The sequence below is a fragment of the Acinetobacter sp. 742879 genome (assembly GCF_000588535.1).
GTDB lineage: Bacteria > Pseudomonadota > Gammaproteobacteria > Pseudomonadales > Moraxellaceae > Acinetobacter > Acinetobacter pittii.
The window spans coordinates 200,800-220,018 of the sequence record NZ_JFYC01000005.1 but is presented as its reverse complement, the minus strand read 5'-3'; the positions used below and the strand labels follow the sequence as shown (position 1 = coordinate 220,018).

General features: G+C 41.5%; 21 protein-coding genes. 8 read left to right on the top strand and 13 right to left on the bottom strand.

Annotated elements, in window-relative coordinates; translation table 11 throughout:
* Window position 1 precedes the first annotated feature (1 nt).
* Window positions 2–625 (bottom strand): TetR/AcrR family transcriptional regulator, encoded by a 624-nt coding sequence (locus J690_RS13045; protein WP_032036289.1) that lies wholly within the window; start codon window positions 623–625, stop codon window positions 2–4.
* A gap of 149 nt (window positions 626–774) precedes the next feature.
* On the opposite strand from J690_RS13045, the gene J690_RS13040 reads away from it, so the two are divergent.
* The 4 genes from J690_RS13040 to dnaJ all read left to right on the top strand — a co-directional run bounded on the left by J690_RS13040 (window position 775) and on the right by dnaJ (window position 6,736).
* Complete coding sequence (locus tag J690_RS13040) at window positions 775–1,881, top strand: efflux RND transporter periplasmic adaptor subunit (protein ID WP_032036286.1); 1,107 nt, start codon at window positions 775–777, stop codon at window positions 1,879–1,881.
* Window positions 1,878–5,003 carry an efflux RND transporter permease subunit gene (locus J690_RS13035; RefSeq protein WP_032036283.1) on the top strand — a complete coding sequence of 1,042 codons (3,126 nt, stop codon included), beginning with the start codon at window positions 1,878–1,880 and terminating at the stop codon, window positions 5,001–5,003. The genes J690_RS13040 and J690_RS13035 overlap by 4 nt, the downstream gene beginning before the upstream one ends.
* A 139-nt stretch (window positions 5,004–5,142) precedes the next feature.
* Window positions 5,143–5,520, top strand: a complete 378-nt coding sequence (locus J690_RS13030) for a membrane protein (RefSeq protein WP_002119294.1) — start codon at window positions 5,143–5,145, stop codon at window positions 5,518–5,520.
* A 103-nt stretch (window positions 5,521–5,623) separates the two neighbouring features.
* Window positions 5,624–6,736: a molecular chaperone DnaJ gene (gene dnaJ, locus J690_RS13025; protein ID WP_002119101.1), complete on the top strand. Its 1,113-nt coding sequence runs from the start codon at window positions 5,624–5,626 to the stop codon at window positions 6,734–6,736.
* Between the two features lie 114 nt (window positions 6,737–6,850).
* On the opposite strand, the gene J690_RS13020 is transcribed toward dnaJ, so the two are convergent.
* A complete protein-coding gene (locus tag J690_RS13020) occupies window positions 6,851–7,204 on the bottom strand; it encodes a hypothetical protein (RefSeq protein ID WP_014208005.1) in 354 nt (117 codons plus the stop codon).
* Between the two features lie 183 nt (window positions 7,205–7,387).
* On the opposite strand from J690_RS13020, the gene dapB reads away from it, so the two are divergent.
* Together dapB and J690_RS13010 are read left to right on the top strand one after the other, a co-directional pair.
* Window positions 7,388–8,209 (top strand): 4-hydroxy-tetrahydrodipicolinate reductase, encoded by an 822-nt coding sequence (dapB, locus tag J690_RS13015; protein ID WP_002119175.1) that lies wholly within the window; start codon window positions 7,388–7,390, stop codon window positions 8,207–8,209.
* 50 nt (window positions 8,210–8,259) lie between these two features.
* On the top strand, window positions 8,260–8,913 hold the full coding sequence (locus tag J690_RS13010; RefSeq protein ID WP_002119284.1) for an START domain-containing protein: 654 nt from the start codon (window positions 8,260–8,262) through the stop codon (window positions 8,911–8,913).
* Between the two features lie 40 nt (window positions 8,914–8,953).
* Here the strand turns inward: J690_RS13010 and J690_RS13005 are convergent, their stop codons facing one another.
* Window positions 8,954–10,144, bottom strand: coding sequence for an MFS transporter (locus tag J690_RS13005; RefSeq protein WP_032036280.1), 1,191 nt, complete (start codon window positions 10,142–10,144; stop codon window positions 8,954–8,956).
* A 4-nt stretch (window positions 10,145–10,148) separates the two neighbouring features.
* A complete protein-coding gene (gene dkgB, locus J690_RS13000) occupies window positions 10,149–10,952 on the bottom strand; it encodes a 2,5-didehydrogluconate reductase DkgB (RefSeq protein WP_032036277.1) in 804 nt (267 codons plus the stop codon).
* Window positions 10,953–11,072: 120 nt separating this feature from the next.
* Between dkgB and J690_RS12995 the strand changes: the two genes are divergently transcribed.
* On the top strand, window positions 11,073–11,975 hold the full coding sequence (locus tag J690_RS12995) for a LysR family transcriptional regulator (RefSeq protein WP_017386200.1): 903 nt from the start codon (window positions 11,073–11,075) through the stop codon (window positions 11,973–11,975).
* On the opposite strand, the gene J690_RS12990 is transcribed toward J690_RS12995, so the two are convergent.
* Complete coding sequence (locus tag J690_RS12990; RefSeq protein WP_032036274.1) at window positions 11,959–12,333, bottom strand: hypothetical protein; 375 nt, start codon at window positions 12,331–12,333, stop codon at window positions 11,959–11,961. The genes J690_RS12995 and J690_RS12990 overlap by 17 nt on opposite strands.
* Before the next feature lie 90 nt (window positions 12,334–12,423).
* Between J690_RS12990 and J690_RS12985 the strand changes: the two genes are divergently transcribed.
* Complete coding sequence (locus J690_RS12985) at window positions 12,424–13,848, top strand: aminotransferase-like domain-containing protein (protein WP_032036271.1); 1,425 nt, start codon at window positions 12,424–12,426, stop codon at window positions 13,846–13,848.
* Between the two features lie 2 nt (window positions 13,849–13,850).
* Here the strand turns inward: J690_RS12985 and ahr are convergent, their stop codons facing one another.
* The 8 genes from ahr to J690_RS12945 form a co-directional block, all read right to left on the bottom strand.
* Window positions 13,851–14,879: an NADPH-dependent aldehyde reductase Ahr gene (ahr, locus tag J690_RS12980; protein ID WP_032036269.1), complete on the bottom strand. Its 1,029-nt coding sequence runs from the start codon at window positions 14,877–14,879 to the stop codon at window positions 13,851–13,853.
* A 38-nt stretch (window positions 14,880–14,917) separates the two neighbouring features.
* Window positions 14,918–15,478, bottom strand: a complete 561-nt coding sequence (locus J690_RS12975; RefSeq protein ID WP_032036267.1) for a DNA-3-methyladenine glycosylase I — start codon at window positions 15,476–15,478, stop codon at window positions 14,918–14,920.
* Between the two features lie 30 nt (window positions 15,479–15,508).
* Window positions 15,509–15,754, bottom strand: coding sequence for a hypothetical protein (locus J690_RS12970; protein ID WP_005066589.1), 246 nt, complete (start codon window positions 15,752–15,754; stop codon window positions 15,509–15,511).
* A 9-nt stretch (window positions 15,755–15,763) separates the two neighbouring features.
* Entirely contained in the window at window positions 15,764–16,300 is a 537-nt protein-coding gene (locus J690_RS12965) for a M23 family metallopeptidase (RefSeq protein ID WP_002119177.1), read from the bottom strand.
* Window positions 16,301–16,347: 47 nt separating this feature from the next.
* Window positions 16,348–17,382, bottom strand: coding sequence for an A/G-specific adenine glycosylase (mutY, locus tag J690_RS12960; RefSeq protein ID WP_032036265.1), 1,035 nt, complete (start codon window positions 17,380–17,382; stop codon window positions 16,348–16,350).
* Between the two features lie 191 nt (window positions 17,383–17,573).
* Window positions 17,574–17,885 carry an HIT family protein gene (locus J690_RS12955; RefSeq protein ID WP_032036264.1) on the bottom strand — a complete coding sequence of 104 codons (312 nt, stop codon included), beginning with the start codon at window positions 17,883–17,885 and terminating at the stop codon, window positions 17,574–17,576.
* A gap of 184 nt (window positions 17,886–18,069) precedes the next feature.
* On the bottom strand, window positions 18,070–18,807 hold the full coding sequence (locus J690_RS12950; RefSeq protein ID WP_002119163.1) for a dienelactone hydrolase family protein: 738 nt from the start codon (window positions 18,805–18,807) through the stop codon (window positions 18,070–18,072).
* Window positions 18,808–18,978: 171 nt separating this feature from the next.
* The gene (locus tag J690_RS12945) at window positions 18,979–19,137 is read right to left on the bottom strand and encodes a DUF1328 domain-containing protein (protein ID WP_002053759.1); all 159 of its coding nucleotides are present in this window, start codon (window positions 19,135–19,137) and stop codon (window positions 18,979–18,981) included.
* Between the last annotated feature and the right edge of the window lie 82 nt (window positions 19,138–19,219).

Below are 19,219 nucleotides of genomic sequence, written 5' to 3'. Positions count from 1 at the left end.
TTTAATTCCGATATTTGAGTAGGAATAAATCAATTGCGTCGCGAATAATTTGCTCTAGCTCCTGTGCATTTGGGGCAGCAGTAATGCCCAGTAAAACCTTGTGATGGCGTACACCAAGCAATAAGGTCAAAAGCAGTTCTGTTTGATAGATCGGATCATCGGCTTGAATGAAACCTAATTGAGCAGCTTTTTGAAAAAACTCAGCTAATTGATTCTCCATTCGTGTGTGTGAAGCTTCAAAAAACTGTAAGGCGAGTGGGTTCTGTTCGGCTGCAAGCTCCAACAATACGTGATCAAGCTTTAATGCTTCAGGTGAATAAATAATTTGTAAGGCACGTGAACATACAATAAAGAGTGTTTGATAGAAGTCTGCCGATGTATCTAAGTCAAATTGTTTAGTGCACAGTGTCTCTTCACAAGTTTCCGTAATCGCGCAGATAAACAGGTTCACTTTATCTTGAAAGTGGTTATAAACCGTGAGTTTAGTAACGCCTGCTTCCTGTGCAATCTGGTTCATGCTAGTACCGTGATAACCGGATTTTAAAAAAATAGCTTTCGCGGCTTGTAGGATACGAGCACGCTTTTCCAGATCTTTGGGGCGACCACTTTGATTAACTGTTTGCACAAAACCCTCTAATAAAAGTTTAGAAAAATAAATATTTATAAGTTTTTTTTTAATTAATGTACTCATAGGTATATTAATTAAAAAACAAACAAACTATGATGCAAGCATATTGTGCCTTAAAAAATCAGTTTGAATAAGAGCGATAAGATATGAATCTGTTAAAACCTCTCATCATGAGTATGGTGATTGTTTGTACGGTCACATTAATGGGATGCAGTAAAGAAGCACCCAAAACAGAAGAAATACCCTATGTGATGGTGGCGCAGCCATTAACCACACTCAATGAACAAAAAAGCTATGCTGGGGATGTGCAGGCTAGACAACAAACGGCTTTGGCATTTCGGGTTGGTGGACAAGTTACGGCGCGCTATGTGGATGTAGGCGACCGAGTTAAAGTTGGGCAAATATTAGCAAAACTCGATGTTGCAGATGCTCAGTTACAATTAAATGCTGCTAAAGCCCAATTGGATAATGCACAGGCTTCGGCAAAAACAGCAGCAGATGAACTTAAACGTTTTCAACAATTACTCCCGATTAATGCAGTGAGCCGTTCGCAATATGACACTGTAAAAAATCAATATGACGCGGCACAAGCGGCGCTACAGCAAGCGCGTTCTAACTATGAGGTATCTGCTAACCAGACAGGTTATAACCAACTCGTTTCTAATAAAAACGGGGGGATTACTGCGCGAAACATAGAAATTGGACAAGTGGTTGCAGCAGGACAAGCTGCTTATCAACTTGCAATTGATGGAGAGCGTGAAGTTGTTATTGGTGTTCCTGAACAAGCGGTTAGCGAGATTAAAGTTGGTCAAGGTGCTTGGATCACCTTGTGGTCTAAACCGAATGAAAGGTTTGCTGGATATGTACGCGAAGTTTCTCCGGCGGCGGATCAGTCTCGTACCTTTACAGTGAAAGTTGCACTCAAAGAAGGGCAGTCTGTTATCCAACTTGGACAAAGTGCACGCGTATTTTTTACCTCAACTCAAACCAACGTGATGAGTGTGCCACTTTCGAGTGTTTCAGCAACAGATAATCAGCCTTATGTCTGGGTTGTTAATGCGAATCAAACTTTACGCAAAGTACCTGTTACGGTTGGTGCATATGGTAGAGACAGTGTACCCGTGCTATCTGGTTTAACGCCAAATGATTGGGTGGTGATTGGTGGTGTGCATTTGCTACGCGATAAGCAGAAGATTCCCCCGATTGACCGTGAAAATCGTGCGGTGAAAATTCAGGGAGCAAACCAGCCATGAAATTCAATCTCTCGGAATGGGCATTAAATAATAAAGGTATTGTCCTTTATTTTATGCTGTTACTTGGCATTATCGGTGCGATCTCTTATTCAAAACTCTCACAAAGTGAAGACCCACCATTTACCTTTAAAGTCATGGTCGTACAAACCTATTGGCCGGGAGCAACAGCGAAAGAAGTTTCAACGCTGGTGACTGACCGTATCGAAAAGGAACTGATGACCACAGGTCAATATGACAAGATCATGGCTTACTCCCGCCCGGGGGAGTCGATGGTTACGTTTGTTGCCAAGGACTCGCTGACATCGGCACAGATCCCTGACGTTTGGTATAACGTTCGTAAGAAGGTGAATGATATTCGCCATGAACTGCCAAACGGTGTACAAGGCCCATTTTTTAACGATGAATTTGGGGACACTTTCGGTAATATTTATGTACTGACAGGCAAAGACTTTGACTATGCACTTTTGAAAGAATATGCAGATCGTTTGCAATTACAGCTTCAACGAGTCAAAGATGTCAGTAAGGTCGAATTGATTGGTCTACAAGACCAAAAAATCTGGGTTGAGATTTCTAACACTAAAGCGGTACAGCTCGGAATTCCAGTTACCGCGATTCAAGAAGCCTTACAAAAGCAAAATAGTATGGCAAGTGCTGGCTTTTTTGAAACGGGTACAGACCGTATTCAAATTAGAGTAAGTGGTCATCTACAAAACATTGATGAAATTAAAAAAACACCTTTATTGGTCGGTGATAAAACCATCCAGCTTGGTGACGTTGCTGATGTTTATCGTGGTTTTAGTCAGCCTGCTCAACCACGTATGCGTTTCATGGGTGAAAATGGTATTGGCATTGCCGTTTCGATGCGTAAAGGCGGTGACATTATTGCCCTTGGTAAAAATCTAGAAACAGAATTTGCCCAACTGCAAAAGACCTTGCCACTTGGCATGAAATTGCAAAAAGTTTCTGACCAACCTGTAGCAGTACAACGCAGTATTCATGAGTTTGTGAAGGTACTCGCTGAAGCAGTCATTATTGTCTTGTTAGTGAGTTTTTTCTCTTTAGGCTTCCGTACGGGATTGGTGGTCGCTTTTTCTATTCCATTAGTTTTAGCAATGACCTTTGCCGGTATGAGTTTATTCGATGTCGGACTGCATAAGATTTCACTTGGTGCTTTGATCTTGGCGTTAGGTCTGTTAGTCGATGACGCCATTATCGCCGTCGAGATGATGGCCATTAAGATGGAGCAGGGCTATAGCCGGATTAAAGCCGCCGGATTTGCGTGGAAAACTACCGCATTTCCGATGCTCACGGGAACATTGATTACCGCGGCAGGTTTTTTACCGATTGCTACGGCTCAGTCTAGTACAGGTGAATACACACGCTCTATCTTTCAGGTTGTGACCATTGCTTTATTGGTGTCTTGGATCGCGGCAGTTTTATTCGTACCTTATTTAGGTGAAAAGCTATTACCAGACTTTACCAAGTTAGGACATCAGGCCCCTTGGTATGTCCGTTTGTGGGCAAGATTAACTAAAAAACCACAACCGCAAACTGTGGCAATTTCACAGGACCATCATTACGATCCTTATCAATCTAGTTTCTATTTACGTTTTAGAAAGATGGTCGAGTTTTGTGTGACCTATCGTAAAACCGTGATTGCAACGACGGTGGGGATTTTTGTGCTCTCTGTGCTGATGTTTAAGATGGTACCTCAGCAGTTTTTCCCGCCTTCAAACCGTGCTGAGATTTTAGTCGATTTAAAGCTTGAAGAAGGTGCTTCTTTAACAGCAACAGAACAAGCTGTAAAAAAGGTTGAAAAATTCTTGTCTAAACAAAAAGGTATTGATAACTATGTGGCCTATGTAGGGACAGGTTCACCACGTTTTTATTTACCTTTAGACCAGCAATTACCGCAAGCCAGCTTTGCTCAGTTTGTTGTACTCGCATCATCGCTTGATGATCGTGATGACATTCGTCGTTCGTTAGAAACACAAATTAAGCAGTTACTCCCACAAGTCCGTACTCGTGTGTCATTACTCGAAAATGGCCCACCTGTGGGTTATCCATTGCAATATCGTGTGTCAGGTGAAGATTTAAATCTGGTACGTAAAGAAGCGCAGCAAGTCGCTAGAGTAATGAGTGAAAACCCGAATACCACCAATGTGCATTTAGATTGGGGCGAGCCAAGTAAGATCATTTCTATTCAAATTGATCAAGACCGTGCTCGACAAATGGGTGTCTCTAGTCTGGATTTAGCGAACTTCATTAATGCATCAATTACAGGTAGTGCGATTGAGCAATATCGTGAAAAACGTGAACTCATTGAAATTCGCTTACGCGGGGACCAAGCAGAGCGCGTTGAAGTGGCTTCACTGGCAAGCTTAGCTGTGCCAACGAACAATGGAACCACTGTACCTTTAGCTCAAATCGCGAAGATTGAGTATAAGTTTGAAGATGGTTTGATCTGGCATCGTAACCGCTTACCGACGATTACTGTTCGCGCAGATATTCGTACCAATTTACAGCCTGCTACCGTTGTGGATGAGTTAGCTGAATCAATGGATAAGTTACGTGCTGAATTGCCAAGTGGCTATCTCATTGAAGTGGGTGGAACCGTAGAAGAGTCTGCACGTGGGCAAGATTCTGTGAATGCGGGTATGCCACTCTTCTTGGCAGTAGTCATGACATTACTAATGATTCAGCTCAAAAGCTTGTCTCGCTCGACCATCGTGTTATTAACAGCTCCACTGGGTTTAATTGGTGTTGTTTTATTCTTACTCTTATTTAACAAACCATTTGGCTTTGTGGCCATGTTGGGCACAATTGCGCTCTCTGGCATGATCATGCGTAACTCGCTTATTTTGATTGATCAAATTGAGCAGGACCGACAAGCGGGACATCCAACTTGGGAAGCAATTATTGAAGCGACAGTGCGACGATTCCGTCCAATTATTTTGACTGCTTTAGCCGCTGTTCTGGCCATGATTCCACTTTCTCGAAGTATTTTCTTTGGTCCGATGGCTGTTGCGATCATGGGTGGATTGATTGTTGCCACCTTACTGACATTATTTTTCCTACCTGCACTCTACGCAGCGTGGTTTAAGGTGAAAAAAACCGCATAAAATACATAAATTTTTTGTGAATAAAGGTGCGAAATATTGAAAACTCCAATATAGTAGCACCTGTCTTTACACAAAAAATACAGGATTATTTCACTGCATAAAAAATAGGCAAAATGCAGTGAATTGAGGTGAAATACAGATGGGGCAAGACCATATCGAACAGCATCGCCGCTATATAGTAATTTCTTATGCGTTCATGTTTCTTGCATTGTTTACGGTTATTTTTGCGGCCTTTGCTTATTTGGTCGCTCGTAAAGTGGCAGTTGTAGATAATGCAGAAGTTTGGATTCATGCGCATGCGCTATGGATTATGCGCAATGCGATTCTATTTCTATTTATGGCAATTTTTGCTGTTGTCTGGTTTATTCCGCTCTTCTTCTTTGCATGGGACAGTAACCTCTGGGTCACAGCCTCTACGGTTGCTGGCGTAGTTTTTAGCGCTATTGCGTGGTTATTTCTATTAAATGCATGGTTAAAAGGCTTATCTAAATATTTAAAAAATAAGGCAGTTTTTTAATATATCTATTTTTTAAACATTTCCCCCTTGTAAATTCGGCTAAAGCCCCCCATTTAGTCGGCAATAGAGTATTGATAAAATTCCGTGAGGAGCACCGCCAAAAATGGCTAAACGTGATTATTATGAGGTTTTAGGCGTTTCAAAAACCGCAAGTGATGATGAGATCAAAAAAGCCTACCGTAAATTGGCGATGAAATATCATCCTGATAGAAACCCTGACAATGCCGAAGCTGAAGAGAAATTTAAGGAAGCTGCTGAAGCTTATGAAGTTTTATCGGACAGCGAAAAGCGTAGCATGTACGATCGCATGGGACATAACGCGTTCGAAGGTGGCTTTGGCGGGGGCGGTGGTGGCTTCGGCGGATTTAGTGCAGAAGATATTTTTAGCCAGTTCGGTGATATCTTCGGTGGCGCATTCGGTGGTGGTGGACGTCAACAGCGTCAACGTCGCGGATCAGATTTACGCTATGTAATGGAACTTACCCTTGAAGAAGCTGTAAAAGGGGTTAAAAAAACCATTACCTTTACTGCTCCAGCACCATGTGATGTGTGTGATGGTAAAGGTTCTAAAAATCCAAAAGATGTTGAAACCTGTAAAACTTGTCATGGTTCAGGACAAGTTCGTATGCAGCAAGGTTTCTTCTCTGTACAACAAACATGTGGTACGTGTCGTGGTCAAGGTAAAATTATTAAAAACCCTTGTCAGGCATGTCATGGTTCAGGTGTGGCTGACCGTCAACAAACGTTGGAAGTTACCATTCCAGCGGGTGTAGATAATGGTGATCGCGTTCGTTTGAGTGGTAAAGGCGAAGCTATTCGTGATGGCCAATCAGGTGACTTGTACGTTGAAGTCGTCGTTCGTGAACACGAAATTTTCCAACGTGATGGCGCAGATCTTTATATGGACGTACCAGTGAGCATTGCTGATGCTGCACTTGGTAAAGAAATTGAAATTCCAACTTTGGAAGGCCGTGTTAGCCTGAAAATTCCTGAGGGAACTCAAACAGGTAAATTATTCCGTTTACGTGGCAAAGGCGTTCGTCCAGTACGTAGTAGCATGGTCGGTGATTTACTCTGCCGTATTGTGGTAGAAACACCAGTCAACTTAAATTCTCGTCAACGTGAATTACTTAAAGAGTTGCAAGCTTCTTTTGATGGCGAAGACAGTGCTTCTTCACCGAAGAAAAAATCATTCTTTGATCGTTTGTTCGATTAATACTTGATTATATAAGAAATTAAAAAGAAGGCGGATATTGATAAAATATCCGCCTTTTTATTGCGCTGATTCATTTTATTATTTTTATTCTGCTTAAAAGAAAATTACGTCTGTTTACTCTGTAGGGTGAGCAACATCAATGTCATCAACACTTACAGTCGGTTCGCCAGAAGCAAGAGTAGGAGCATTTTCGATCACTGGTGCGGCTACTGCTTCTGCCTGTACAGCTGCTTTAGGTGCTTCTGCTATTGTTTCACCAATAATTGGGTCAATATCTTCAACTTTAACCTCAGCATTGGCATCGCTTGTTTGAGCTGTAGGCGTTGCTGTTTGAGTATTTACGTTTGTTGTAATACGCGCTTTAGATAAACTTTCTAATGTGTCTTCTGGCTGGATTGCAGGCTCTGCAAATGCCACTGAACTCATAATCCCCATCATTACTGTAAAGCCAATAATTCTCGAATGCATGCTGAACTCCTTATAGTCATCTTTTTCTCATTCGTGGCTCCGTAGTCTGCCGATCAATTCTTTAACTTTTGTGAAAACAGATTAAATTTCGTCCCAACTCAAAAAATAATTTTTACTTTTTAAGATGAGCAAAGAGTTTTGATATAGTAGGTAAATTACGTAAAACCGAAGATTGGGAAGATTATGTCAGCAGCTCCACGCATTGGTATTTTAGGTGCAGGCGGTCGTATGGGCCGTACGCTTATTCAAGCAGTTCAACAGGCAGGCTATCAATTAGCTGCTGCGGTAGAGCGTCCGGAAAGTAGTTTGGTGGGCACTGATGCAGGTGAGCTTGCTGGTATTGGTTCAGTGGGTGTGAAGGTTTCAGGAAACTTGGCAGAAGTTCTTAAAGACTGCGATGTAATCATTGATTTTACTGCACCAGTTGCAACGGCTCAGCATTTAAAGCTTTGCCGTGAAGCTGGGGTTGCCATGGTTATTGGTACAACAGGTATGTCAGATGAGCAAAAAGCTGAGTTAGACGAAGTTGCTACGCATACCCCAGTGGTTTACGCTGCGAACTATTCAGTGGGCGTAAATGTATCAATCAAGTTACTTGAGCTTGCAGCAAAAGTATTTGGCGATACAGTAGATATTGAAGTGATTGAAGCTCACCACCGTCATAAAGTAGATGCGCCGTCAGGTACAGCATTAATGATGGGCGAAGCAATTGCAGATACTTTAGGTCGTAACTTAAAAGAAGTTGCTGTGTATGGCCGTGAAGGGCATACAGGCCCACGTGACCGTCAAACGATTGGCTTTGAAACCATTCGTGGTGGTGACATCGTTGGCGAACACACTGTGATGTTTATTGGTGAAGGTGAGCGCGTTGAAGTGACTCATAAAGCAACTAACCGCATGAACTTTGCTGCTGGTGCAGTGCGAGCTGCTGCATGGGTTGTAGGCCGTGAAGCGCGTAAATATGACATGAAAGATGTTTTAGGATTGAACGACGTACAGGTTTAAAACCCTGTCCGTATTCCATGTGTAGCGAGAAAAACAAGATAGAGCAGAACATGAATAAAAAACAAATTGCCTTGACCACTCTTCTTTGCTTAAGCAGCCTCTGGACGGGGGCTGCTTCTACAGAAAAAGCTAAACTCAGCTTAGACCGCAATAATATTAAAGTCTGGACCTATCAAAAAACTGATAATCCAGTCTTTCAATATAAGGCTGAAACGACATTTGATGTGCCACTTGAACGCGCTGTCGCTGTGATTTTAGATGTAAATCGTGCTGACCAGTGGGTGCCTTATATGGGCAAAGTTGAAATGTTGTCTCAAGATGAGAAAAAAGGTGAGTTCACACTATACATGGTGTTGGATTTTCCGTTTCCTTTGAAAGATCGCGATGTGGTTGTAAAAGGAAAAATGAGCAAGGCTGCAAATGGCGTTGTGACAATTAAAAATACTGCAATTAGTGGAAATTATCCGATACAACCTGATGTAGTGCGCTTAACACGCTATGAAGGGGATTGGACATTCCAGAAACTTGCAAATAATAAGGTGAAAGTAACCACCAGTGGTTATGCTGATCCTGCTGGTGCAATTCCGTTGAGCTTTGTAAATATGTTTGTTCAACAGCAACCTTACCAGATGTTGCTGAAAATGAAGCGGGAAGTGACCAGTCCGATTTATGAACACCCTAAATTACCAGATATTTTAAAATAAATAGTTTAAAAAAAAGCGCCTGAGATCAGGCGCTTTTTTATTAATCTGAACACTGCTGTAAAGCTTGTGCAGGGTTACTTTCGCGTTTGATTTGAAATAAAACCAATAGCAAACCTAAGCCAGCCAGTAATGCTCCAGCAAATGATACTGCGCTATAACCCCAACCTAGATCGAGTACTAACGCGCCTGCTGCTGCACCTACGGCATTACCTAAGTTAAACGCACCGATATTTACTGAAGAGGCAAGTCCCGGTGCTTCATGAGCGACTGACATTACACGCATTTGCAAAGGTGGTACTAAAGCAAAGGTTGCTGCACCCCAGATCACTAATGCAATTGCTGCTCCAATCTGGCTTTGCGCAAGGATTGGGAAAGTCACCATCATCACAATTAACAGAACCAAGAAACCAATCAAAGTTTTATTAATGGACAAATCTGCAAAACGTCCGCCTAAATGGTTACCAATTGAGAAACCGACACCAATCAGCACCAACATGAACGTAATGAAGGTAGGTGAAGCATGGGTAAACTCAGTCAAACTTGGCGCAATATAGGTGTAGAGCGTAAACATTGCACCTGCACCGAGTACGGTGGTGAGCAGTGCAAGAACCACAGGAGTACGCGTTAATACCTTCAATTCAGCTTTCACATTTGGTTTTTGGGCAACCATACCTTGTGGGAGCGCTTTCCATAAAGCGAGCATGGTAATCACACCAAGCAAAGAAATCGCAAGGAAAGACATACGCCAGCCAATGTTTTGCCCAACCCATGTTGCTAAAGGTACACCACCAATATTAGCAATGGTTAAGCCCATAAACATGGTGGCTACAGCACTGGCCTGTTTATGTGCGGGCACAATGCTTGCCGCTACAACAGAGCCAATCCCGAAAAAGGCACCGTGGTTCAGGCTTGTAATAAGACGTGCACCTAATAAGCTCATATAACTTGGTGAAAACGCTGCGATTAGGTTACCGACCGTAAAGATCGCCATCAGCAAAATAAGCGCATTACGTCGTGCAAAACCACCAAACCATAGGGTCATGAATGGGGCACCTAGCATGACGCCAAGTGCATAACCCGTAATTAACATCCCTGCCGTTGGAATTGAAATCCCTAAATCATTAGCGATATTCGGCAACAATCCCATTGGAGAGAATTCCGTGGTGCCAATGGCAAAGGCACCAATTGCCAATGCCAATAACGAGAACGCCGTATTTGATTGAGTGTTCATGAGTTTAGTCCCAAACTGGTGCCCATGGCTCTGGGCTAACTTCACGACTGTTACGATCAAGTTCGGCAATCATTTGCATTTCAGCTGAAGTTAACTCGATATCCTGTGCTTTTAAGTTGCTAATCAGGTTTTCACGTTTAGTCGAAGATGGAATGACTGCAAAACCACGTTGCAATGCCCATGCTAGTGCAATTTGTGCTGTTGTTGCTTTATGCGCTGCTGCAATTTCAGCGAGAACTGGGTCTTGAAGCACTTTGCCGTAGGCAAGCGTCATATATGAAGTCACATCAATATTCTTCTCTTGTAAGAAATTTACAAGCTTATGGTTTTGAAGATAAGGGCTTAGCTCAATCTGGTTTGTTGCAATATGCTCTACACCAATTGTGTCAATTGCTTGTTGAGTAAGCTCAATATTGAAGTTTGAAATACCAATTTGTTTAGTTAAGCCCTGTTGTTTTGCTTCAAGTAAAAGCTTCATAACTTCAGGAATCGAAACGCCTAAGTCCGGTGCTGGCCAATGGATCAAAGTGAGGTCAACATGGTCAGTACGAAGCTTTTCTAAGCTTTCTTTTAAGCTTGGAATAAACTTATCTTGAGCAAAATTATCTACCCAGATTTTTGTGGTTAAAAATAAGTCCTGACGTGATACACCGCTTTCGGCAATCGCTTGACCAATCGCTGCTTCATTATCATAAATTTGAGCAGTATCAATGACACGGTAACCTACGTCTAAAGCAGTTTTAACAGAATCAATAACTGCTTGTTCTTTAAGACGGAAAGTTCCTAGACCAAAACGTGGGATATTCATGTGTTTACCTAAATTTGAATAATCATTTAACTTGATGTGCATTTTGCTTTTTTTATTGTTGCGAAAAAATAGATGAATAAGCAAAATATCTTTGATCATTAGTCAATAATGGAATAAGACATGAAATCAACAATTGAAGAGCTGGTCGCGTTTATCGCAATCGTTGATACGGGCTCTTTTGTTGCGGCGGCAGAACATTTAAAACAAACGCCTTCAGGAGTCAGTCGATCTTTAACGCGCCTAGAAGCTAAGTTAGATGTGACTTTGTTAGAACGAACGACACGTAAATTAAAACTCACTCAAGAAGGGCAACAGTTTCTGGTAAAGGCCCGTAAAATCTTAAATGAGCTAAATGCGGCTGAAGAAGAACTACAAAAATCTGATCAGGGGACTGCGGGACTCATTCGCATTGATTCGGCAACGCCGTTTGTCTTACACGTAATTGCGCCATTAATGCATAAGTTTCGTGAGTGCTATCCAAACATTGAAATTGAGTTAAATAGTAATGATCAGGTGATTGATCTACTGCAACATAAAACCGATGTTGCATTCCGATTCGGAGAACTTAATGATTCAAGTCTTCATGCCAAATTAGTATGTAAAAGTCGCTTATTTATCGTTGCAAGCCCTGAGTATTTAGCAATTAAGGGTACACCGACACAACCTGAACAGCTTGAACAACATGATTTGATTGGTTTTACCAGGCCTGCATATATCAATAGTTGGCCGATTAAAGTTGGTGATGAATATTTTTTTGCACAATCAAAAATTAAAGCATCAAGTGGCGAGACGGTACGTCAGTTGACGATTAGAGGACATGGTATTGCACGACTATCTGAATTTGAAATTTGGAAAGATATTGAAGAAGGGCGATTGATTGCTTTATTTGAAGACCAAATTGAACATCAATACCAAAGCATCCATGCTGTGTATTATCAACAAGAGCATCTACCAAAACGAATTCGTTTATTTATTGAGTTTTTGGCAGAACAGTTAAAAGACGGTTTTAAAAACGCTCTCTAAAAGTAGTGTAACTGTCAGTTGGAAAATGAACTTCTAAAAGTGGGGTCGTTTGTCCTTGTGATGAATGTTGAGACAGAAAATAGCTTTTTTGCTGTTCTCGGCAGCTAAAATACAAAGTTGAATAAACCGAGTTCACCATTACAACTTCATTTGAGCTATTCCGTTTATATTGATAATGAGAAATCGTACTGGTCTTTTCATCAGTGCGTTGCTCCATTTTATAGTCTTGTTGATTTGTCATTTTTAAATAACCTTCTATGAGGCTTTGGCAAACAGTATGTCTGTACTGCTCATCTTTTGGTTGTTGTTGGCAACCAGCTAAAACAATAGTAAATAACAATATAGCTTTTAATTTCATGACCTTGCTACTTTCTGAGTTGATTTCTACAGCCTAAAGGTGTTCTATAAACCAGTACAGATACAGAAATTTTTAAAAAAGCAGCACAGAATGACTTTCCAATATCAGGTTCTTGCCAATCAATTAGCACATCGTATTTATCAAGATGAGCTTAAACCTCATCAGAAACTTATTTCTTTACGAGATTTTGCTCGTCAGCACAGCATTAGTTTAAGTACAGCAAAAAGTTGTTATGAGTTACTTGAGGCGAGGGGGCTTATTTATGTAAAGCCAAAGTCAGGTTATTTTGTGGTAGCTCGTGCACAATCCGGACCCATTCCTGAAAGTCCAGATTTCTTGTCTTTACCTCGACAAGTTTCAAATCTGGAATTGCATAATCAAATTCAGGAAGCTGCCTTACAAAGCCATCTTGTACCATTAGGCTCTATTCAGTTAACGCCTCATTTTATTCCAGTAGAAGGTTTACGTCGTTCTATTCAACGAGCTTTAAAAAATTGTCAGCCTCAAGACTTTCTTTATTGTAATAAACAAGGGCATGAGCAACTAAGAAAAGCATTATCTGATCATTGGCGTGAAGATGGGATTTTTATCGCGGTAGAAGATATTTTTATTACCAATGGCTGCATGCCTGCTTTGTCTTTGGTGATTCAACATCTAACAGAAGTAGGCGATAGTATTTTAATTCCGACGCCTACTTTTAATGGACAACTACAGCTTATAGCAAGTTTAAAACGACAGATCATTGAAATTCCAGCGCATCATCGTGGTATCGATCTTGAGCGCTTAGAATCATTTATGAAGCAGGGTTTAGCTAAAGTTTGCTTAATGACAGCCAACTATCAGAACCCATTGGGATACTGTTTAAGTAATACAGAAAAACAAAAGATTGCCGAGTTAGCAGCAAAGTATCAGTGCTTTATTATCGAAGATGATATTTATGGAGAGTGTGGCTACAGTGGTGAGCGACCATTACCTATACGCTATTGGGACCGTGAAGGCTATGTAATTTGGTGTGGGTCGGTATCTAAATCTTTGTCGAGTGCGTATCGCGTAGGGTGGTTCTGTTTAAGTGCGAAGCTACAACATTTAAGGCTTGAGCTGGTAGCCAGTAATATAGGGGTCAATACACCGCTACAATTAGGCCTAGCTGATTTTATTTATAGTCGTGGTTACAGGGAGCATTTAGAGCAGTTAAGACCGAATTTGATGCGGCAAGTCGAGGAGTATCGTAGTTGTATTTTAAATGCCTTTGAAGGTATTCCAATTGCACTGAGTCAACCAGATGGGGGTTATGCCTTATGGATGCAGTTACCTAAAACCGTAGATAGTTTGGCGCTCTATTACACTGCAAAATCTCATGGAATTACCGTAGTTCCCGGGCATGTTTTTGGGGAGGATGAGCGCTATCGGCATTTTATTCGTTTAAATGCAGGTCATGAGCTAACAGGAGATGTCCGCCAAGCCATTAAAGATTTGGCGGACTGGTCACGACAACAAATTAAATCAGTGAGTTAGCCTTATTCTGCAAAGTCTGCTTTAAGCACAATGCGGTAGCGTGCCTGACCCGAGTGTAGACGTTCAATTGCTTCATTGAGCTGTGACATTGGAAATAGCTCAATTTGAGGCGCAATTTTTTTGCGTGCAGCAAACTTTAAAAGCTGACGTAGTGCAGCAGGTGAGCCTGTAGGTGAACCAGTCACTGACTTGGCACCACCCATAAGAGAACCAACAGAAACAGGAACAGGCTCAAGCGTAAGACCTAAGAAATGTAAGGTTCCGTTTGGTGCCAGTGTTGCAATAAAAGCAGACCAATTTAGAGTCACATTCACGGTACTTAGCAATAGATCGAATTTACCTTTTTGAGCTTTTACTGCCTCTGTATCGCGACTATTTACCACATGGTCCGCTCCCATTGCTTTGAGTTCTTCCGTTTTATCTGGGTTAGAACTAAAAGCAGTGATTTCACAGCCCCATGCTTTAAGTAGCTTAATGGCTATATGGCCTAAACCACCAATGCCAATTACACCCACATGATGCGTTGCCTGAATTTTGTGTTTGAGTAGTGGATCAAAAACGGTAATTCCGCCACACAGTAAAGGACCTGCACTTTCAGCATCTAAATTTTCAGGGAGGGGAATGGTCCATTGCCAACCTGCACGGACTTTATCAGCAAAGCCACCAGCATGCCCCACGATTGTTGCAACATTCCCACCTGTACACAGTACTTGCTGACCACCAATACATTCATCACAGGCTTGGCAACTTTCAGCTGTCCAACCAATACCGACACGCTGTCCAATTTGTAGACCTTTGGCTTCTGAGCCCAAAGCAACAATTCGTCCAATAATTTCATGACCTGCAACCACAGGGTACACGGTCGAACGCCATTCATTATTTAAAACAGAAATATCAGAATGACATAAACCACAATATTCAACTTTTACCTCAACCTGATGCGGTTGTAATTCACCTGCGTCAAATTGATAGGGAACCAGTTTTTCACCTGCCTGCATTGCAGCATAAGCTTGAATCGTATTATTGCTCATCGGAAACTCCTTAAGCGGCTTTGAACCGTTCTGGTGGGTTATGAAGCTTTAAATTGACAATCGTTTTCATGATCATCGACCATGCCTACTGCCTGCATAAAAGCATAGCAGGTGGTTGGGCCAACAAATTTGAAACCATTCTTTTTAAGATTCTTGGAAAGTTTTACGCTGAGTTCAGTTTGAGCAGGGGCCTTACGATAATCTACAACATCATTGTTTTGTGGAGCTGCATCTACAAACTGCCAAAGCCATGTAGGAACATCACCAACTTGTACTTTGAGCGCTTGCCAAGCAATAGCATTATCACGAATGGCTTTGAGTTTACCAAAGTGACGAATTAAGCCAGCATCGGATAATTTTAGTTCTAAAAAATCATCTGTAAATGAAGCAATGTCTGCAATCGGATGATTAAAAAAGTGTTGACGGTAGCTTTCTCTTTTTTTCAGTACGGTAATCCATGATAGGCCGGCTTGCTGACCTTCAAGACAGAGCATTTCAAATAATCGTGCTTCGTCGTGTTCGGGTTTACCCCATTCTTCATCATGGTAAGCAATATAGAGTGGATCGTCGGAACACCATCCGCAACGTTGAGTTTCCATGATAATGCTCCTTATATTTATCTTAGAATTTTAAAGTTTAAATAGCACCCATTCATTCGGGCGAGTATCCCAATAATACAGTTCTGCTTGTGTTAAGTCTTCAAACTTTAGCCAAAAGTCTTTGCCAACTTTGTCTGAAAAACCGGTACTGATCAGTAGGGCATCATCGCTGATTTCCATGATCCAGCCTTGATAGCTATTGCCATTTAAAACGATCTTTTGCTGGTTGCCAGACTCGGCAAACTCTACTAAGCGATTGATCAGCGCTTCCGACATAAAATGTTCCTAGCGTAAATATGAATAAGGATTAACAGCACCACGACCTTTACCATCTAAGTAAAGACCATAATGAAGATGAGGTGAAGTATAACGTGCATTGCCCGTATTGCCGACATAGCCAATGAGGTCGCCCTTTTTGACATAGTCACCCACATTTAAGCCACGTTTGTGACCATCAAGATGAGCATAATAATGCCATGTCCCGGCTGGACCTAAAATCCAGATGACTTTGCCACCTAAGTTGTTATTGCGAAGATCTGCAACGAGTCCTTCGGTTGCACTGTACACTTTGGTTCCACGTGGAGCCAAAATATCAATTCCTTCGTGACTACGGCCCTGACTCCGAGCAGCTCCCCATGTGTCTTTTAATTCATCACGGTCAATACCTTTTACAGGTACAGGTAGTCGACTTGGAAGCTGCATACTTTTGAGTTTGATGACTTGAGCGGGTGGAAGTGGGGCAGGTTTTTTAGGTGCACTGGCACAAGCAGCCAATAGAATAATCAGAAAACCAAGTGAGAAATGAGAAACAAAACGTCGCACAAAATACTCCCTGTCACAACCATATCAAAATTATTTTGCTCACTATGTCATGAACGGCTTTTCGAGATCAATTTTTTCATGGCGGTTGGAACACCTTTGGCAATAGCTTGTTCCGGACTCAACCATTGGCCTTCAAGTTCAATCGCCAGATGTTCTTTTTGATCAGGTTCCACGTGGAACACATGAGCATTAAGTAACCATGTGAAATGAGTGAAGCTATGGCTGATCTGAAAAGTTTGTGCTTGAGGCTGTAGTTTGAATTGTTGGCTTATGCTCAGTCGTTCATGTTCATTTTCTAAAATAGGTAAACAGAATAAACCGCCCCATAGACCATGAGCTTGGCGTTGCTGCCAGAACCATTCACCTTCGCACTGAATAATAAGAACATCTGCTGTTTTAACAGGCGGTGTTTTTTTCGGTTTTTTAAAAGGTAATTCTTGTTCTAACCCTTGCTGATAAGCCTGACAATGAGCTTGCATTGGACAATATAAACATAGCGGTTTTTTAGGCGTACAGATGGTTGCGCCGAGATCCATAATCGCTTGAGTGTAGTCATGATTGCGATGTGTAGGGCAAAGCTCTTCAGCCAGTTTCCACATTTCACGCTCGTGCTGTGGTTTGCTTAAATCATCTTCAATTGCAAAGAAACGAGCTAAGACGCGTTTCACGTTGCCATCCATGATGACACCGTACTGACGTAAACCTAAAGACATGAGCGCGCCTGCGGTAGAGCGACCAATGCCAGGTAACGCAATCCATTCTTCTAGCGTTTCAGGAAATTTACCTTGCTGCGTGACAAGACCAGCCGCTTTATGCAAATTGCGTGCACGAGCGTAATAGCCAAGACCTGCCCAATAAGGTGCTACTTCATCCCAAGTTGCATGACCTAAAGCGTCTACCGTTGGAAAGCGCTCCATAAAGCGGTCAAAATATTGCAAGACCGTTTTCACCTGAGTCTGTTGTAGCATAATTTCAGAAACCCAAACTTTGTACGGATCATCGGCAACTTGCCAAGGCAAATCGTGACGACCATGTTGATCGAACCAGTTTAAGAGGGCATCAGAAAAAGAAAATTCAGGCATGAACAGCTATAGAAGAGAAGTAAGGGCTAAATTATAGCTGAAATTTGGGTGAAATTTTGTTTAAAGCAAATGAAGAAAATGGACATATAAAAACAGGGACTACATCAAAAATTTAGTCCCTGTTCTATGGGTAAAAAGGATTAATCCTTTTGTACACCCCAACGTTGATCAAGTTTCAACGGCTGGGTTTTTTAGTAAGGAATGACATGAATGTGGAAATGATCTGAAGTTTTTCCAAAAACTTCACCATCATTAAAACCAATATGAAAGCCATCTGGCTGATGGCGAAGCTGTGTCTCATGACGGGCAATTTCAAGAAGTGTCAGTAAGCCTTGATGTTCTTTAGACGTAATGTCAAAAAAAGAACTAACATGGCGCAGTGGTGTTACTACACAGTGGCCTTTAGATAACGGATTAGAATCAGGCAAAATTACAGCAAATTCATTCTTATCAATGATGTCATATTCATCAAATTCGCAATACGGACATTTCTTGTCAGTCATTGTTGTATCCTCTCATGTTATTCCATTAAACCCCGAGTGCGGGAAATAAGACTAGGCTTTGCTCTAGCTCAACGGGAGTATAGTTATTGAAGTATGGTTTAAAAAATACAGTAAAAATATTGCAAAGTCATAAACATTTAAGGGAGCAAATGCAAAAAAATCATTTGCTCCAAATTTGCTTCTTTTATTTTAGCGTACGATCTAATAAAGCATACATTTTAGCAAGGCCTTGTTTTTCCGCTTCGCTATTGTAGCCAAGGTCCACACCGTTCGCTTTAGCTCTTTCATCGGCAAGCGGGTTACTAAAGCCATGTTTAGCACCTTCTAAAACCACTACTTCATGTTTAACCTCAGCAGCTTGCATCTCTTTTTCAAAATTAGCAACATCTTCTAAGGTGACCATACTGTCTAATTCACCATGTAGAACTAAAACTTCACCTTGAATGTCGCCTTTTTGAGCAGGAGCTTTAGGCGTTAATGTGCCATGGAAAGTTGCAGTTGCTTTTAGTGGAGCACCTGAACGCGCAAGATCTAATACGACTTTACCACCATAGCAGTAACCGACAGCGGCAATTTTTTCACTGTTTACTTCTGGCTGAGCAGCTAAAGTTTGAAGCCCAGCATTGGCACGATCAGTCACCGTGTCTAACTCTTCAAATGTCTGCATCATCCATTCATAGGCTTGAGCTGCGGTCGTTGTAACTTTTTTATCACCATACATATCAATTGCAAGCGCAGCATAGCCGTGTTCAGCAAGTTCACGTGCGCGTTGCTCTGTATATTCGTTACGTCCCCACCACTCAGGAGCAACAATCACACCCGCAACAGGTGTTTCGCTATCTGGAGCCGCAAAGTAACCAATTAAATGGCTACCATCTGGTGCAGTATATTGAATTTCACGGGTTTTAATTGCAGTACTCATGACATTAATCCTGAAATTTAAATCGATTTAAATACGCTTGATTAAAGCATAAAAATTAAGAACTAAAATAAATAACTATGTAAAAATCTACATCAAAAGAAAAAGATACAAAGCTATAAGCAATAAAAAAGAAGGAAACCAGTTCCTTCTTTTTATGTGATCATGATTAAATTAAGTTCGGCCTCGAGAAATGAACCCAATTACAGCTAGAATTACAGCTACAACTAATAAAATCACGGCAAAGTCTTTAGATAGCCCTGCAACACCACCAAACCCTAATAGACTGGCAATGAGTGCAATTACTGCAAAAATTATCGCCCAACGGAACATAATGCTGTCCTCCTTATTTTTCATTGTCATTTAACTATATAGCGTGTTTTTTACTCGGAATGTGTCGTTTATGTGGTTGAAA

Bases quoted from the DNA above. Each gene is read 5' to 3' on its own strand.
- J690_RS13040 (WP_032036286.1), top strand. From the start codon at position 775: ATGAATCTGTTAAAACCTCTCATCATGAGTATGGTGATTGTTTGTACG.
- J690_RS13035 (WP_032036283.1), top strand. From the start codon at position 1,878: ATGAAATTCAATCTCTCGGAATGGGCATTAAATAATAAAGGTATTGTC.
- J690_RS13030 (WP_002119294.1), top strand. From the start codon at position 5,143: ATGGGGCAAGACCATATCGAACAGCATCGCCGCTATATAGTAATTTCT.
- dnaJ (WP_002119101.1), top strand. From the start codon at position 5,624: ATGGCTAAACGTGATTATTATGAGGTTTTAGGCGTTTCAAAAACCGCA.
- J690_RS13020 (WP_014208005.1), bottom strand. From the start codon at position 7,204: ATGCATTCGAGAATTATTGGCTTTACAGTAATGATGGGGATTATGAGT.
- dapB (WP_002119175.1), top strand. From the start codon at position 7,388: ATGTCAGCAGCTCCACGCATTGGTATTTTAGGTGCAGGCGGTCGTATG.
- J690_RS13010 (WP_002119284.1), top strand. From the start codon at position 8,260: ATGAATAAAAAACAAATTGCCTTGACCACTCTTCTTTGCTTAAGCAGC.
- J690_RS13005 (WP_032036280.1), bottom strand. From the start codon at position 10,144: ATGAACACTCAATCAAATACGGCGTTCTCGTTATTGGCATTGGCAATT.
- dkgB (WP_032036277.1), bottom strand. From the start codon at position 10,952: ATGAATATCCCACGTTTTGGTCTAGGAACTTTCCGTCTTAAAGAACAA.
- J690_RS12995 (WP_017386200.1), top strand. From the start codon at position 11,073: ATGAAATCAACAATTGAAGAGCTGGTCGCGTTTATCGCAATCGTTGAT.
- J690_RS12990 (WP_032036274.1), bottom strand. From the start codon at position 12,333: ATGAAATTAAAAGCTATATTGTTATTTACTATTGTTTTAGCTGGTTGC.
- J690_RS12985 (WP_032036271.1), top strand. From the start codon at position 12,424: ATGACTTTCCAATATCAGGTTCTTGCCAATCAATTAGCACATCGTATT.
- ahr (WP_032036269.1), bottom strand. From the start codon at position 14,879: ATGAGCAATAATACGATTCAAGCTTATGCTGCAATGCAGGCAGGTGAA.
- J690_RS12975 (WP_032036267.1), bottom strand. From the start codon at position 15,478: ATGGAAACTCAACGTTGCGGATGGTGTTCCGACGATCCACTCTATATT.
- J690_RS12970 (WP_005066589.1), bottom strand. From the start codon at position 15,754: ATGTCGGAAGCGCTGATCAATCGCTTAGTAGAGTTTGCCGAGTCTGGC.
- mutY (WP_032036265.1), bottom strand. From the start codon at position 17,382: ATGCCTGAATTTTCTTTTTCTGATGCCCTCTTAAACTGGTTCGATCAA.
- J690_RS12955 (WP_032036264.1), bottom strand. From the start codon at position 17,885: ATGACTGACAAGAAATGTCCGTATTGCGAATTTGATGAATATGACATC.
- J690_RS12950 (WP_002119163.1), bottom strand. From the start codon at position 18,807: ATGAGTACTGCAATTAAAACCCGTGAAATTCAATATACTGCACCAGAT.
- J690_RS12945 (WP_002053759.1), bottom strand. From the start codon at position 19,137: ATGTTCCGTTGGGCGATAATTTTTGCAGTAATTGCACTCATTGCCAGT.